The 14,085-nt window shown below is 55.1% G+C and carries 18 protein-coding genes and 1 tRNA gene; 13 read left to right on the forward strand and 6 right to left on the reverse strand.

The genetic code is table 11. The features are described from left to right. Positions 1 to 7: 7 nt before the first annotated feature. The 8 genes from NCN05_RS09855 (at position 8) to NCN05_RS09890 (ending at position 5,990) form a co-directional block, all read left to right on the forward strand. A complete protein-coding gene (locus tag NCN05_RS09855) occupies positions 8 to 232 on the forward strand; it encodes a hypothetical protein (RefSeq protein WP_250397940.1) in 225 nt (74 codons plus the stop codon). Positions 233 to 299: 67 nt separating this feature from the next. After that, the gene (lexA, locus tag NCN05_RS09860) at positions 300 to 923 is read left to right on the forward strand and encodes a transcriptional repressor LexA (protein ID WP_186494920.1); all 624 of its coding nucleotides are present in this window, start codon (positions 300 to 302) and stop codon (positions 921 to 923) included. 60 nt (positions 924 to 983) lie between these two features. Next, a tRNA-Ala gene (locus NCN05_RS09865) sits at positions 984 to 1,056 on the forward strand. Positions 1,057 to 1,464: 408 nt separating this feature from the next. Continuing rightward, positions 1,465 to 1,692, forward strand: a complete 228-nt coding sequence (locus NCN05_RS09870) for a hypothetical protein (RefSeq protein WP_250397941.1) — start codon at positions 1,465 to 1,467, stop codon at positions 1,690 to 1,692. 50 nt (positions 1,693 to 1,742) lie between these two features. Beyond that, positions 1,743 to 2,894 (forward strand): VapE domain-containing protein, encoded by a 1,152-nt coding sequence (locus tag NCN05_RS09875; RefSeq protein WP_250397942.1) that lies wholly within the window; start codon positions 1,743 to 1,745, stop codon positions 2,892 to 2,894. A 1,140-nt stretch (positions 2,895 to 4,034) separates the two neighbouring features. Continuing rightward, complete coding sequence (locus NCN05_RS09880; protein ID WP_186542099.1) at positions 4,035 to 4,280, forward strand: hypothetical protein; 246 nt, start codon at positions 4,035 to 4,037, stop codon at positions 4,278 to 4,280. Continuing rightward, a complete protein-coding gene (chrA, locus tag NCN05_RS09885) occupies positions 4,280 to 5,464 on the forward strand; it encodes a chromate efflux transporter (protein ID WP_250397953.1) in 1,185 nt (394 codons plus the stop codon). Before NCN05_RS09880 ends, chrA begins: the two co-directional genes overlap by 1 nt. 208 nt (positions 5,465 to 5,672) lie before the next feature. Further along, positions 5,673 to 5,990, forward strand: a complete 318-nt coding sequence (locus tag NCN05_RS09890; protein WP_011364204.1) for a DUF3303 domain-containing protein — start codon at positions 5,673 to 5,675, stop codon at positions 5,988 to 5,990. Positions 5,991 to 6,833: 843 nt separating this feature from the next. Here the strand turns inward: NCN05_RS09890 and NCN05_RS09895 are convergent. Continuing rightward, positions 6,834 to 7,256, reverse strand: coding sequence for a glycine zipper 2TM domain-containing protein (locus NCN05_RS09895; RefSeq protein ID WP_250397943.1), 423 nt, complete (start codon positions 7,254 to 7,256; stop codon positions 6,834 to 6,836). Between the two features lie 290 nt (positions 7,257 to 7,546). Between NCN05_RS09895 and NCN05_RS09900 the strand changes: the two genes are divergently transcribed. After that, entirely contained in the window at positions 7,547 to 7,819 is a 273-nt protein-coding gene (locus NCN05_RS09900) for a DUF1651 domain-containing protein (protein WP_250397944.1), read from the forward strand. Between the two features lie 39 nt (positions 7,820 to 7,858). Here the strand turns inward: NCN05_RS09900 and NCN05_RS09905 are convergent, their stop codons facing one another. After that, positions 7,859 to 8,023 carry a DUF4278 domain-containing protein gene (locus tag NCN05_RS09905; RefSeq protein ID WP_250397945.1) on the reverse strand — a complete coding sequence of 55 codons (165 nt, stop codon included), beginning with the start codon at positions 8,021 to 8,023 and terminating at the stop codon, positions 7,859 to 7,861. Positions 8,024 to 8,252: 229 nt separating this feature from the next. After that, positions 8,253 to 9,467 (reverse strand): site-specific integrase, encoded by a 1,215-nt coding sequence (locus NCN05_RS09910; protein WP_250397946.1) that lies wholly within the window; start codon positions 9,465 to 9,467, stop codon positions 8,253 to 8,255. A 527-nt stretch (positions 9,468 to 9,994) separates the two neighbouring features. On the opposite strand from NCN05_RS09910, the gene NCN05_RS09915 reads away from it, so the two are divergent. The 4 genes from NCN05_RS09915 to NCN05_RS09930 all read left to right on the forward strand — a co-directional run bounded on the left by NCN05_RS09915 (position 9,995) and on the right by NCN05_RS09930 (position 12,637). Next, positions 9,995 to 10,318, forward strand: coding sequence for a hypothetical protein (locus NCN05_RS09915; protein ID WP_250397947.1), 324 nt, complete (start codon positions 9,995 to 9,997; stop codon positions 10,316 to 10,318). 9 nt (positions 10,319 to 10,327) lie between these two features. Further along, positions 10,328 to 10,549 carry a hypothetical protein gene (locus NCN05_RS09920; RefSeq protein ID WP_250397948.1) on the forward strand — a complete coding sequence of 74 codons (222 nt, stop codon included), beginning with the start codon at positions 10,328 to 10,330 and terminating at the stop codon, positions 10,547 to 10,549. Positions 10,550 to 10,823: 274 nt separating this feature from the next. Then, positions 10,824 to 11,141: a DUF3303 domain-containing protein gene (locus NCN05_RS09925; RefSeq protein ID WP_250397954.1), complete on the forward strand. Its 318-nt coding sequence runs from the start codon at positions 10,824 to 10,826 to the stop codon at positions 11,139 to 11,141. A 659-nt stretch (positions 11,142 to 11,800) separates the two neighbouring features. Then, positions 11,801 to 12,637 carry a hypothetical protein gene (locus NCN05_RS09930; protein ID WP_250397949.1) on the forward strand — a complete coding sequence of 279 codons (837 nt, stop codon included), beginning with the start codon at positions 11,801 to 11,803 and terminating at the stop codon, positions 12,635 to 12,637. Here NCN05_RS09930 and NCN05_RS09935 read toward each other — a convergent pair whose 3' ends face one another. From NCN05_RS09935 to NCN05_RS09945, 3 genes are all read right to left on the reverse strand, one after another. After that, a complete protein-coding gene (locus NCN05_RS09935) occupies positions 12,638 to 12,994 on the reverse strand; it encodes a hypothetical protein (protein ID WP_250397950.1) in 357 nt (118 codons plus the stop codon). A 335-nt stretch (positions 12,995 to 13,329) separates the two neighbouring features. Continuing rightward, positions 13,330 to 13,530 (reverse strand): hypothetical protein, encoded by a 201-nt coding sequence (locus tag NCN05_RS09940; protein WP_250397951.1) that lies wholly within the window; start codon positions 13,528 to 13,530, stop codon positions 13,330 to 13,332. 167 nt (positions 13,531 to 13,697) lie between these two features. After that, a partial coding sequence (locus NCN05_RS09945) for a hypothetical protein (RefSeq protein WP_250397952.1) occupies positions 13,698 to 14,085 on the reverse strand: 388 nt, incomplete at its 5' end.

The following is a 14,085-nucleotide window of genomic DNA, read 5'->3' on the forward strand; positions in this document are numbered from 1 at the left end:
CATCGCGATGCGTAAGGAACGCTGCTGGGTTTGGTTCAAAGGTGGCCTCTCGGAGGAGGGGCACTGGATGTCGGGCTGGGCGGCCAGCACAACCGAGCAGCCGGGGCTGCTGATTGAGCATCCCGGATACGTTTCCTGCCGGGTTCCCGAATGGCGTGTGGTGTTTAAGGAGCCGAAAGACCTGAACCTTGCGCCGAGCATTCCCGAGGCTGCGGTGTGGAAGCTGGTTTGAACTGAGCCTGCGCTTGCGGCACACGGCAAGGAACGGTACAAATGTATTGCCCGAACCTTTTCTTGCGGTGACCCGTGCCCCCCAGGAGCCCCTCACCACTGCTCAGCAAGAGCTTTACGACTGGCTGGCGGACTACATCGGCACCCATCGCCACAGCCCTTCGATTCGCCAGATGATGCAGGCGATGGGACTGCGCTCTCCTGCGCCGATTCAGAGCCGGTTGCGCCATCTTCAGCAGAAGGGATGGATCACCTGGCAGGAAGGCCAGGCGCGCACGCTGCAGCTCTTGGGCGACATGGTGGGTGCTGCCGGGATTCCCGTGCTGGGCGCCGTTGCCGCCGGTGGCCTGGTGACGGCTTTCGATGATGTTCAGGAGCATCTCGACCTGGCGCCCGTGCTGGAGACCCGTGGCCTGTTTGCCCTGACGGTGAATGGTGACTCGATGGTCGACTCCCACATCGCCGATGGGGATGTGGTGTTGATGGAGCCGGTGCAGGATCCGCAGAGGCTGCGCAACGGCACGGTGGTGAGTGCTCTGGTGGCTGGCAGTGGCACCACGCTCAAGCATTTCCATCGCCAGGGGGCGACGGTGGTGCTGGAAGCTGCCAACCCCGCTTACCAACCGATTGAGCTTCCCGCCGAACAGGTGGAGGTGCAGGGTCGCTTGGTTGCGGTGTGGCGGCAGGTCTGAGGCTCCCGCGGTGTAAGCTGTGACACGACGACGGCGGCTCTGAAGCCACCACGTCGACATGGGGCCATAGCTCAGCTGGTAGAGCACCTGCATGGCATGCAGGGGGTCAGGAGTTCGAGTCTCCTTGGCTCCATTGAAATCTCAGACACCGTCTCACGACGGTAAGTCTGATTTCTGAGTCTGATTTCCGCATTGAGTCCGATTGGCTCATGCGGAATCCACACACCACCTGTGGTGAAGAGCCGACGCTTGCTGTGGCTAGACGCTGCGTGTAGCGTTTAACCAAGCGAACTCTGGATCTCCTCCAAAGTGACTCGTTCGGCCAAGGCTTAGTGCTCACCCACTCCTTGGTCACCTAAAGCAAACCCTGGCAAGCGGATTGTGATGGGGTTTCGCCAGGTGAGTGGTTAGTGGACAACCGCGCTACGGGGTAAAGGCTGCTCACCTCCCGGGCACCTAGAGCATGGAGGAGTGAAAGGGATCAACCAACCGGCTTAGGACAAGGGGTCGGTGGCTGGAGTCGCGAAACCACAGACATGTCATGTCTTGGATGCGTACGGGCGATGCCGCCCATCACTTAGGGATCAGCACGGACACCCTGAAGCGAAAGATGGAATCCAAGGGTGGATTCTTAGAAAACACAGTCCACTACAACCTGGGCCCCAGCAAGAACAGCGCCATCCTCTGGGACGTTGATCGCATTCGTGCTGCGTTCAATCAGCGCGGCCTTCAGGCTCGCTCTCAGCACGGGGGGTGTCTTGAGCGATGAGACATCTCACTAAAAACTTGGTGCCTTGCGCCGAAGCCAAAAAGCGGCAGTTGAAACCTGCTGAACTGTGTGCGCTTTGGCGAAATGCCCCGTATCGGCTGGCTTTCAATGAGCTCACTCAGGAGGTTGAGCTTGATGGCAGACCTCTACCAGTTGCGGACATTGAGGAGGCGTACATCGGGCTGTCTGAGGTTGGTTATGAGTCCAATCCCAAAACAGCTGCTGACACGGTTCTGAAAGTTGCACGGGAGCGTCGCTATCACCCGGTGCAGAGGTATTTCGAGGAGCTCGAACAGGACGAATCAATTCGACCTGTCGACCTATCGACTTTCTCCGCGGATTACTTCGGAACTTCAGACCCGCTGTATGACGCGATGTGGGCCGCGGTATTGCGTGGCGCTGTCTGGAGGGTGTTTGAACCAGGGTGTCAGTTCGACTTTGTTCTGACGCTGAAAGGGGATCAAGGGGTCCGTAAAAGCTCAAGCTTCCAGGCGCTTGTACCTGACCCTGATTGGTTTTCTTCCTCTACGCATGATCAGCCGAAAGACATGACAGTGGCTTTGCACCGTGTCTTTATCACGGAGCTTGCAGAGCTGGAACACATCACGGGCAAGCGATCAACAGGGGCTCTCAAAAACCACATCACCACCAGGACAGACCTCTGCCGTGTGCCTTACGGGAGGTCCTATGAGCGCCTTAAGAGACGTTCAATCATGGTCGCCTCCGTCAATGGCGATGAGTTCCTCAAGGACCAAACGGGTGATCGCCGTTTTTGGGTCGTTGATGTTGGTCGGCATGTCATCGACACCCACAAGCTGAGCCACGATCGGGATCGCATCTGGAAGGCTGCCATTGCCCAATACAGGGCGGGGAAGCGTCCTTGCTTGGAGCAGGCTGAGCAAGCCCTGAGCGATCAGCGGAATCAAGCCTTCCGCAGCGAGAACATCTATCTCTCAGCTGTGGAGGAGAGATGCCTCGGGAAGCTCAAGGCGCTGTCCTGTGGTTTCGATACTCGTTACGCCATTGATGAGTCAGGTGTCTGCGAAGGTCGCCCGATAGGCCAGCGGGAGATGCGACAGATGGCTCAATGCCTCAGGGAGTTGGGCTTTGTTCAGGATCGAAATGCCACCAGAGGTCCTGGCTTAAGTCGAACTCGTAAATGGCGTTGGCCTGGCACGGGAGACACAGGCGCCGCCAGGTAAGCCTGTGTCGAGCTTGCCCTGTCAAGGCAAGGGTTTTGAGCGACTTGGCACTCAGCACATGTGTTTTTGGCAAATGTGCTGAGCTTTCTCTGGATGTGATTAGAGGACCTGGATTCCTGCTGTGTTGGTGTGCCGCCAAAGTGACCAGACAGGTGAGGCAAAAATCCTTGTAATCCATACGGGCAATGCGAGAGGCTTGCAGCTTGTACGTCGCCTTTGAGTCACTTCGTCCCCAGGGTCTGAGTTGAGCCGATAAGGTCCGCTGACTCTTAGACCTGCCTCTCGTGAAGTGTCATCCGAACATTGCCTTCTTCGGTGGCACCGTGATCATCGCGATCATTGTCATGGCTGCATTCGCCAACGTCGCCAACGCTTGCCATCACAACGCTGAGACAGCCGAGCAAACCTCCACAGAGGCTCCTCGGAAGGATGACCAAAAGACTGAAGTCGAGGCTTGAGGGAGAAGCGGGCCGAGGGGTGGCCTTACTCTTTCCGTGAATGCAGTACTACAGCCAGACAACACGTGGAAACAGCTCCTGCCAGTCGGTTCTCTTAATCAGTCTGAAATCCAGTCTTGACCTTTAAGCCGTAGAAATTCAAATCGAAAAGCGCAGGCACTTTGCAAGACCTTCTCTTGAGATCTCCCTTTTGGTCCTGGCTTTTTGCTGCAGGCATAGTTTGGGGACCAGGTTTGTTGGCGCTGCACTTGCAGAAAAATCACATGTTGCCGATACCCCCTGATCAGTCCCTAGCGGTGCAACAGAAAAGCGAGGATGTATCCGACCATTAAACCTTTACCAAAAGTCAGCCAAAGGTACTGATACTTGCTCAAGCCAAGCTTCTTCCTAAACCGCTTAATGAAGCGCTTGTGCCAGAGAACCATTGACCTGCTCGATTGTGCTCTGTATCTATCCTTACATCAAGGCGAAGCTGATCTACTTCGGTGAATACGAATGGTCATTCACGTTAATCGCTTGACTTAGATCACATTACCCACTCTCTTATCTATTCTTTTACATGCCATTAACCAAGTGATGGCATCATCTTTTCGGCTGTCAACAGGGCCTCAATTCCCCTGCACAATCAATGCCGCCAGACTTTAGTGACGAGGCACTTCAGGACTCTCTTGCGGTCCGATTAGTGAGCATTCGCCGCAGCCGTTACTGGATGAACATCACAGATATCGGCGAGGCACTACATGATTTGCGTCCCGCGGTCATCGACCTTATTGCTCTGTTGGAGGAGGTGCAACAACAAAAGCCAGAGACCCTCCCCCACGATCCCAGCTACGACTCCGACATTGCTCTTCTAGAAGACACCACCGACCTCCTCGCCCGCCTCGGAAAACTTATGAAACAACAGGACGAAATACACCCAACCAAGTGATCTCCCGGACGTTGCAGGTATTTGTCCAGTTCTTCGTGTTGGGGCTGACCTCCTTTGGTGGCCCCGTGGCGCACCTCGGTTATTTCCATGAGCGTTTTGTGCAGCGGGAGCGTTGGATCACCGCTGATGCCTATGCCGATCTCGTTGCGCTCTGCCAGTTGTTGCCTGGACCCTCGAGTTCCCAGGTAGGCATGGGTTTGGGACTGATTCGGGCCGGGTGGCTTGGCGGGTTGGCCGCCTGGGCAGGGTTCACCTTGCCCTCGGCTGTGTTGATGCTGCTGGCGGCGTCGCTGCTCTCAGCCCATCCCAGTTGGATCGACGGTGGCTGGGTGCATGGCTTGATGGTGGCGGCTGTGGCCGTGGTGGCCCAGGCCGCTCTGGGCCTGCAGCGAAAGCTGGCTCCCGACCGGCAGCGGGTCAGCTTGATGGTGGCGGCTGCTGTGCTGGTGCTATTGGTGCCTCGCGTCTGGTCCCAGCTGTTGGCCCTGCTGCTCGGTGGGTTGGTGGGGTTGTGTGCTCTGACGCCACCTGAGCTGGAGCCATCGGCACCGGAACGTCTTGTGGTTCCGCTGCGGCGTTCGGTGTCGGTGGTTTTGCTTGGTTTCGCTGTGCTGCTGTTCGTGGCTATGCCCTGGCTGTCTGCTGAGGCCAGACCGCTGCTGGTGCAGCAGCTCAGTGGTTTCTTGCGCACCGGTGCCTTGGTGTTCGGTGGTGGTCATGTGGTGCTCCCCTTGCTGGAACAAGCCTTGGTACCCAACGGTTGGATCGACCTGCAGCAGTTTCTCGCGGGGTATGGCGCAGCCCAGGCGGTGCCAGGGCCGATGTTCAGTTTCGCGGCTTTTCTTGGCTTTGATATGCAGCCTGGCCTTCAGGGCATCGCCGGTTCTGTATTGGCGCTCTTTGCTCTCTTTTCCCCTTCATTCTTGTTGGTTGGCGGGCTGTTGCCTTTCTGGAGTGACCTGGGCCGATTGGCTCCGATGCGTCGAGCCCTAATTGGCATCAATGCATCGGTGTTGGGAATCCTGCTGGCGGCGTTGTTTCAGCCCGTTTGGCAGACAGGCATCCGCGGTGGTGCTGAGTTCAGTCTGGCTTTGGTGGCGTTTGTGTTGTTGGTGTGTTGGCGCCAACCGGCTTGGCGGGTGGTGCTGTTCTGCGCCGGAGTGGGAGGTTTGACCCTGGCCTAATCCATGCCTCTACAGAATCACTGCATTTATGGGAAGCATGGTGGCTGGAGCTGGTCTGAATCCTGCTGTGTTGGCGTGCCGCATAAAAGATCCATTCGTTGTGATGCAGGACCCGATCGCGTATCTCTTTTGTCACGACGCGAGCACCTGATGAGTTGAGAGCAACGGTGGTGGCTACGACGTGGCTGTCCCCTGGTTTTGGCTTGCCATGCAGATGTATCTCGCAGATTGCGTGTTTCCTGAGATTGAAGGCCAACTGGCTGCCTACAAGAGCTTCTGTGAGCTGTGGGATTCAGGCGAAATGGCAAAGCTGGACAACTTTGATGGCTTTGAAATGTTGTTCCGCGTGCACGCTCCTGGCGCAGGCCGAGTGACGATCCTCTTCAAAGCTGAAAGTGATGCTCAAATCTTTGAGCACTTCGCACCATGGCGTGCTCAGTTCGGCATTGAAATGGACTTCACTCCTGTTATCGGCTGTCAGGACGTGGTTGATTACCACAAGAAGCTCTTCGCCAAAATGTCCTGATCTTTTGAAAGGACAATGAACTTAGGGTCGGCGTCAGGCTGGCCCTTTTTCTATGTCGTACTTCCGAGTCAGGACAAGCTTTCTGCCCGTTCCGCTGCAGTAGCTGCAGACGTGCATGTAGCCGTCATATCTGCTCTTCTTGTAACCACTACCTCCGCAGTGCTTGCACCTGTGACTTGTGATCTTGGTGTTGAACAGAGGCAGCGCCATTTGTAGTGCTGTTGCTTCTGAAGTCATGTCTTATTTCCAACGACAACTCACCACTAGCTCTGGTCAATCAACCATTTCAATAGACATAGACTTAGTAATAAATATCAGTGTCAACAGTGCAGCTTATTGATGACGACTCCCCGAAGGTGCCTAACCCTGCGGATGACTCATTGAGCAGTCCTCAGTCACGGCGCTATTAGCGCGAACAGGGTCCTTTTGAGCCAAATCAACGTGGGTCATCCGAAGGCGCGTTGTTTATCTAGCCTGTGGTTGTCAAAACAGTAGACAGATAGGGACAGCTAGATGGAGTTAATGACGATTAGCGAGGCTGCAAGACGCCTCGGATATAAGTCCAGATCTCAGCTCTACAGACTGATCAACGACGGCTATCTGAACGAACATGTCCATGTGCAGCAGCACACTGGACAGCGTTTGGTTGACATAGAGGGGCTGCGGGAGAAGCTGCAGTACATCTGCCAGTGGCGTCCCGACAGCGTGTTCCTAAGGAAGCCTCTTTAACGCCTGCGTCTTGCTTTGACTTTCAAGGCTCGCTTATTGCGCCACACGGCGAGATAACCCCCGAGACCTAAGCCAACCAGCAGGAGTAGTGGGCTCATGCGTGTTCAGAGAGCATCAACCACCATCTACCTGACAGCCAACCACCGCTCCTGCCGCAGCCCCAACAGGGACTCCCACCCAGCGTCCCTCTTTTCTGGATAGTGCCGCTCCAAGACCAGCTCCAAGCAATCCACCGATCACACTCCCTTCGACGCAGCTGTTGTTGTCAACATCCACTGCTTGGGTTTCTTGCGTAGGAATCTGATTTGGCTTGTTAGCGCAAGCTATCTCTACTTTTTCAGTCCAGTTACGTACGTATCCGGGACTGTCTTTTGTGCCCGGGATGTATTCCTCCCTGTATTCATCCCGGAAGCACTGAGTGGTGCGCGAATAACCAGGCTGCGAGACCGTTTGAGCTTTGGCTCCTGCAAGGCCAATGGATGGCACTGTCGCGGTGCCAATCAGCAGGGAAGCAAGAACAGGCTTAAGCGCAGGCATCAAGTTCGTTCCATAAAGGCTCGGTATGCCACCCAGTCTGGCTTGTACTTCAGGTATGCCCAACATGGACCGCAGCTTTCTAGCGGTGAAACAGAAACGCCAAGACGTAACCAACTACTAGCCCTTTAGCGAAGGTCAGGGTCAAGTACTGGTACTTGCTGAGGCCAAAACGCTTCCGCATCCGTTTGTGGAAGGTCTTGTCCCAGGCGATGGCTCTAGCGATCGGGCCAGTGGTTTTGGTTTTGCTACCCATGCTTCGAAGGCTGGGAATAGGTGGTTAGACCATCTTCATGCCCAACAAGGACCGCAGCTTTCACGAGTCGCCAGAAAAGGCTGTTGGTGAAGGGTGGCTGTATTCCGAGCAGCAACAGAAGCTCTGTCACTTCAAGCCCGACACGGCGACGGTGCACGCTCAGTGGGTCGCCATCAGGACCTACAGCTACGTTCCGCCCCGCCCACCAGAACCGATGACTCGGCGGCGGATGCTGCGGCACAACGCCATTGAGGCTTGGGAGACGATGCAGAAGACGGGCTGGAGACGCTGCCCCCCGCCTGTGCGCTGAAGCCATTAAGGGCGGAAGCATCCGCCCAATCCACTTGACTTAGTTGGAGTAGCTCACCCCGCGGTATGTGAGAACGGTGAGAGCGCGAGAGGCATTGCCCATTGATGGCTTGTAAGCCTTGCCCATGTATTTGAGCTGAATAATGGATTTTTCCTTTGGCTCATTGCTTTTGGTGTACTTGTTGCCGAGAAAACTGAGTTCCATTGAGGGGATGGCGGAAGCGATTAGATCTCAGCCAAAAAGTCCAACGTGAACAATGTTCCAACGGATACTTCATGTTTTAGTGATAATTTTTTGTTGACTAGCCGATACATTCAGTTGCCTGAGTGTGTCTTCATGCACCTTTTTTTGCTAACAGCCCTGCTTGTTCATCTTGATTTACAGATGAAGTGAAGTGACTACTGCTGTTGCTGCATCTTCTACTGACGCTTGGTCAACTCGCTCCTACCAGGGACTGGATCGAGGCTTCGACCGCCGACTTTGTTGAGGCGTCGTCAGTCCACTGCCCGTAGTGGCGAATGTGCGTTTTGAGATCGTGCCCCATGAGCTTCGCGGTGTCCCTCAGGGGCAGCGGTTGCGGGTAGTACTTGGCGGCTCGCCATGCGTAGCCATGCCGCAGTGAGTAAGGCGTCAGCTCAGGATTGGATGCCTTCAGCGACTGCCAGGTGGCATTGCGGTCGAGATATTGCCGGAAGGTGTGGCCGCAAGCCTTGAACGCACCAGCCTCAAGGTTTCTGATGCTCTTTGGCAGCTTCACCAGGCCGGAGTGAAAGAGCTGCACCAGTCGCGCCCCTTCGCCTTGCAGTTCTTTCAGAGGCAGCTCCTGAACAGTTCTTGGTGGCTTGGGTGTTCCGGAGCTGTGAGCGTTGCGCTTCACGTTGCCGATTTTCAGGTTGCCATCGTCAACAGAGAGCACCATCAGCTCTGCGGGCCTCAGCCCGAACAGTGCAACAAGCCCGACGGCAAGCCGGAGGGAAGGGTCTGACTCAAGACCGTTCAACAGTGTGATCAGCTCTTCCGGCTTGATCGGCACCGTGGGCTTGGGGGCGGTTTGACGATGACCAATCAGTTCTTTGAGGTCGTCAGCCTCTAAGGGCAGCCATTTCCTGTCTGCACCGCATTTATTGACGGCAAATTTCAGGAAACGGGCAACGTCCAGCAGGTTGCGTTTACGACCTGAAGACCCTGGCTCGACTTCCATTAGGTGCTTGCGGGCATAAAGCCGCATGAGCACCCCACCATCGTGCGCAGCACCAGTGCGAGCCGTGATCAAGGCAAAGGCTCGGTTGATCCGATATTCCTCGTGCTCGGCGTAGTTGCTGGCCTTGACCGTGCCCGAATCAACCCTGCTGGCCTTGTAGCGCGAACGAACTTCCTCCCAGTTGATGGCGGCGCCAGTGACTTCGGTGCTGCCCCTGACAAGTTCGTAAGCCTCGGCCAGGCCGACGTTCAATTCTTGGTCCTGCATCTTGGCGACCATCTCTCCGATGAGGTTCAGGACCTTGCGGTGGCTGCCACGAGCGAACGGCAGGTCGGTTGAGACGAATTGGGTTTTGCCGTGTCTGGCATTGCCAGCCTCAGCTCTGCCGATCTTGAAGCGGTCGTACTGCTCTTTGAGGATCCAGCCCGGCCCGTAGTCACCCTTCACGGCCTGGCGCAGCGTCTTCAGCCATAGCTGTGCCTGAGCCATGAACCCCTTCTTGTCGTGCAGGTGGTCAGAGCTTGCCGAAATTGAGTCTGATTTTCAAGTCTGATTTCTGCCCTTTCTTGCCATAGCAAGTTGTCGCAAGTGAGGGAGTGGTCCGCCAAAAGCACTAGTGCCACTGGGGTTAGAGCTAGTCGTCGCAGCCGATCTCGGCTTTGCCAGTATTTTCATGGCATGCAGGGGGTCAGGAGTTCGAGTCTCCTTGGCTCCATTCTTTGAAGCCCAGTCCCTGACTGGGTTTTCTTGTTTCTGGGGTTAGTCGTGCAGCGGTGTGATTCCGCTAGTTGGTGTGATTTCTGGTGTGATTTGCACGCCACTGGTGGTGGTGCGCACGACTTGCCACTGAATAGTGGTCCCAGTAGGTTTGTTCTACGAACACCGGCGGGACTGGGTCGACCAATACGGCGGCCCGGATGTGACCAGAGTCACCACGGATCCCGGAGTTCTTCCACTTATTGGGAGCAACTCCTATGGGCAAATCCAACGCAGAAAAAAGGCGAACTCACAAGTTCGCCCAGACGTCGCCGGCGACCAGAAATTTTGTTCAACACGCTCTCTGGCAGCACCATCGGCTGCTTGAGCAGCTCATAAACAACCCCTACGCGCCCAACCATCTCGATCGGGTCGCTGATGGCGACCCTGTGCTTCGTGAATCTCTCCGGAAGGCTGGCGTTGCTGGCCTGACCCGCGAGCAGCTCTGGGCCAAGCGTGATGAATACGTTGCGCGCCTAGAGGCTGGCGAAGAGCCCTGCAGCAGCAAGCTGTACGGCGTCGAGTGGATCCCCGCTAACTGAGGTCGGGGCATGAAAACTGAACTCTGGCTGCCCACCAAGGCAGCAGCGGATGCTCTTGGCATCTCGACGGACACGCTCAAACGCAAGCGTGAAATTTGCGGCGGTTTTCTCGAAGCCGGTCGCGATTGGTGCTCGGGTTCTACCCGCAACAGCTCGATGACATGGTGCGTTGAGAGATGCCGCAAGGCACTTCATCAACGCGGCATGCAGGCTCGCGGAGGGCAGAGCTGATGCCTGAAATCGCATGGGACATTCAACGAATTGAGGCCCAAGCCAAGAGATGGCAGGAGATGGCCTCTGTCCTGCCAAATGACAGTGATCGCGTGGCTTGGTTGATCGAACAGATCTCGTACCTATGCGCCTCGCACATGCAGCTGCAGCAGCTCTGCAGGGTCCACAGCGATGCAGGACGCAATCGCGTAACCCTCCTGTCACGAGCTGAGCACCTGAGCAGTTGCAACCCTTGGGGATGGCTACGACATGGCTGTCCCCTTTCTCACTTTCTGTGCAGCACTACCTAATCGTTTGGAGCTTCCCCACTGTTGAAGGCGCATGGGAGTCATGTCCAGGTTTTGCCGACTACATCAATGCTGGAGGGCCTGGCGACAAGTTTGACGGATTTGAACTGAAGTACCGAGTTTGTGAGCCAGTGAGCGGTAGTGGTGTGGCAATTGCTGAGGCAAGTGATATCGGGAAGGTTTGGGCTCATCTTGGCCCTTGGATTAAGGGATATGGGATTGAATTTGACGTAACTGCTGTTGTCTCTGATGCCCAGTTTGCAGCAATGTGGCCTGGTGTTGAAGCGGCTGCAGCAGTTGAATAAGACCTACAATTAGCTTGGTTCAGATGGGGGGCCACCTGTTGGGGGTTGGCCCTTTTTCTATGTCGTACTTCCGAGTCAGGACAAGCTTTCGGCCCGTTCCGCTGCAGTAGCTGCAGACGTGCATATAGCTGTCATACCTGCTCTTCTTGTAACCACTACCTCCGCAGTGCTTGCACCTGTGACTTGTGATCTTGGTGTTGAACAAAGGCAGCGCCATTTGTAGTGCTGTTGCTTCTGATGTCATGTCTTATTTCCAACGACAACTCACCACTAGCTCTGGTAAATCAGCCATTTCAATAGACATAGACTTAGTAATAACTATCAGTGTCAACAGTGCAGCTTATTGATGACGATTGCCCGAGGGTGCCTAACCCTGCCGATGACTCATTAAGCAGTCCGCAGTCACGGCGCTATTGGCGCGAACAGCTACCCCCACCCCCATCAGCGGCTCCCTTTTCGGCCTTTGGCTGTGGGTCATCCGAAGGCGCGTTGTTTGCCTAGGCAGCGCAATTTTTTGAAAACACACCTTGTTTTGCGATGGCGATCGTCAACCTGCGTCAGGCCAGATCGGGTCCAGCGGCCACGGGTCTCAGCTCGAAATTGAGATCGCGATGGGACTGGCACAGCTGAGGCAAAATGCATGAAGCGGTAATCGATCAATGAAACCCGTCGTTTCTCTCCTCGCTGCCAGCACAGTTGGACTGAACTTTGTATTTGCTGATGCCAATCAGGCATCAAATGCAGAGGCATTCTTGATGGCACGGACAGATCCGCGCGATAAGAGTGATAACGATCGTGATCTAATAGATCGCTCTCAAGTCAACGACGGATCTGGAAAAAACACTTGGATTCCCTTCGGCTACAACAATGAACGCGTGGCTGTGTTCTGGGGTCGCGTATCTACATATAAACCACTCAATGAAAATTCATTTCGCATACAAGTTCAATACAACACTAATAACGGACGCCAAATGGAGGGGAGAATGGATGTCAACTGCAAGAACAAGGATTACTACATAAGGCCAAATGGCGTATTTGCGCAGAATGCACCCTGGGCTGTCATACCGAAAGGTTCAGGCGTTCAAGTGGCAGCCACGTTCTTTTGCAGAAGAACGGCGGCAAAGGCGGAGTGGGGGTATACGGAATCAACAAAATATATCTGGGATGCCCCTGCTCCTATTTATTCCCCAGATCAATCTTCCGGGGAATGGGTCCAGTTCCTGGATAGAGCAGATGGCCAGGGTTATTACAACGACGATGTAAAAAAAGAAGGTGATGTGATTACATTCGCAATGTGGACGGAAACAATTAAAGGTGACATGTCGACAGACAATCAAGATGTGCAGCGGTATGACTGGATTCGATCAAGCTGCAAGAAAAACCTGGGATCCAGTTGGTTTGTCTTAGATCCATCTGTTGAAGGCATTTGGCTGCCGCCCCAGCCAGGCAGGCCAGGTGGTGCAGGAATGACAGTCAGGAAACGATTCTGTAATTAACTAACGCCCGTAAGAACGGCTCGGGGGGCGCCGATTGTGCACACCGATGCCCAACATCGCGCTCAGCTCACGTGCAGCGGCAACAGCGGCACCAATGTTGTTCGATTCCATCCCTCGGGCCATGCATTCCTGCAGGTTGTGGATCAAAACCGTGGCCATTTGAGGGTTCTCTACGTTCGTTGCCTCTAAGTCCCGATGGACGAGATCCATTGCCTTGCCTGCGATCCGCCGGGCCGTACGCCTGCTGACCCCCTCGGATTCGGCCAATCTGGCCACAACGTGGCTGACGGAGTGCCCCTGCAGGATCCATCCAGCAGCCTTACGGATGCGGATCTTGTTTTCGGTCTGGGTGGTCATGGCTACCTACAGGGAAGTGACTGCGTTGATATGGACGATGGCTCGAGTGCAGTGGAAGCATTCATGGCGGTGTTCGCCGCTCTTGTTTTCCTTATGTGGATCCCGTGTGGGATCTATGCCGGTGTTATTGCTGCGTCCAAAAACCACAACTGGTTTCCATGGAGTCTTGGCGGCTTCCTTTTCGGACCAGTCGCTTTGATCGCAACTGCTGGCCTGCCTGACCGAAAACTCCATAGGTACGTCCGACTCATTAGCGGAGATAAAGATGAACCCTCGGAGGGGCTTAGCTCCGTGACTCGCCAGAAGAGTCTCAACCCATCGGACTTGCGCTGAATTCACAGCAACCCCGCTGAGATGAAGTGCTGCTCGACCACCGCCAACTCCGCGTCGGTGAGGTCCTCAGCCATATCGGCGATAACACCGGCCACGATGGCTCTGGTGATGCGGAACCATTCCTCCCGGCTGCAGCTCCGGGGCCAGTCCTGGATGCCTTCGAGGAGAGGGGTCTGGGGGACGTGATCGAGGACGTTGGCCATGGCTACCAAGGGGGTAGTGGAGACAGGTGGTGGCGTGAGTTGGAGTGCTCCTGCATGGATTGAGCAAAGCGATAAGGACTACAGGCAGCTGATCCAGTGGAAGGCTGTGGGAGTCACCAAAAGCGACATTTAATAGTCTTCATTTTAGTAACCTGAACCTCAAATGATCAGGCCATTGTTGCTGAGCTTTCAGCAGTCGAATCAACCTGAGAAAGAGCACTAAGTTGCAGATCGGAACTGTTGTTGATGGAATAACCATCCATGCCGATGGCAGATTGGTCAGCCTGAGCTGTGGCTTGGCCTGCAACGGTGGACGATTCAGCAAAGCCTTGATCAGATGCAATCGCAGTAATTTCTGCAGCTCCTGTAATGCTGCTGGTTGCACCCTCAAAACCAACTGAAGCTGAATCCAAGCTGGACCATGCATCACCAGTGGTGGTAGAAGCATCAACATCGAGTCCAGAGACGGTCTGAGCTGTCATTACTGAATCAACATCTGAGAAGTTGAAGTCAGAATTGAGGATGCCGCTGGCTTGCTGATTGAAACCGATAGCA

Source organism: Synechococcus sp. MU1651 (assembly GCF_023630635.1).
GTDB lineage: Bacteria > Cyanobacteriota > Cyanobacteriia > PCC-6307 > Cyanobiaceae > Parasynechococcus.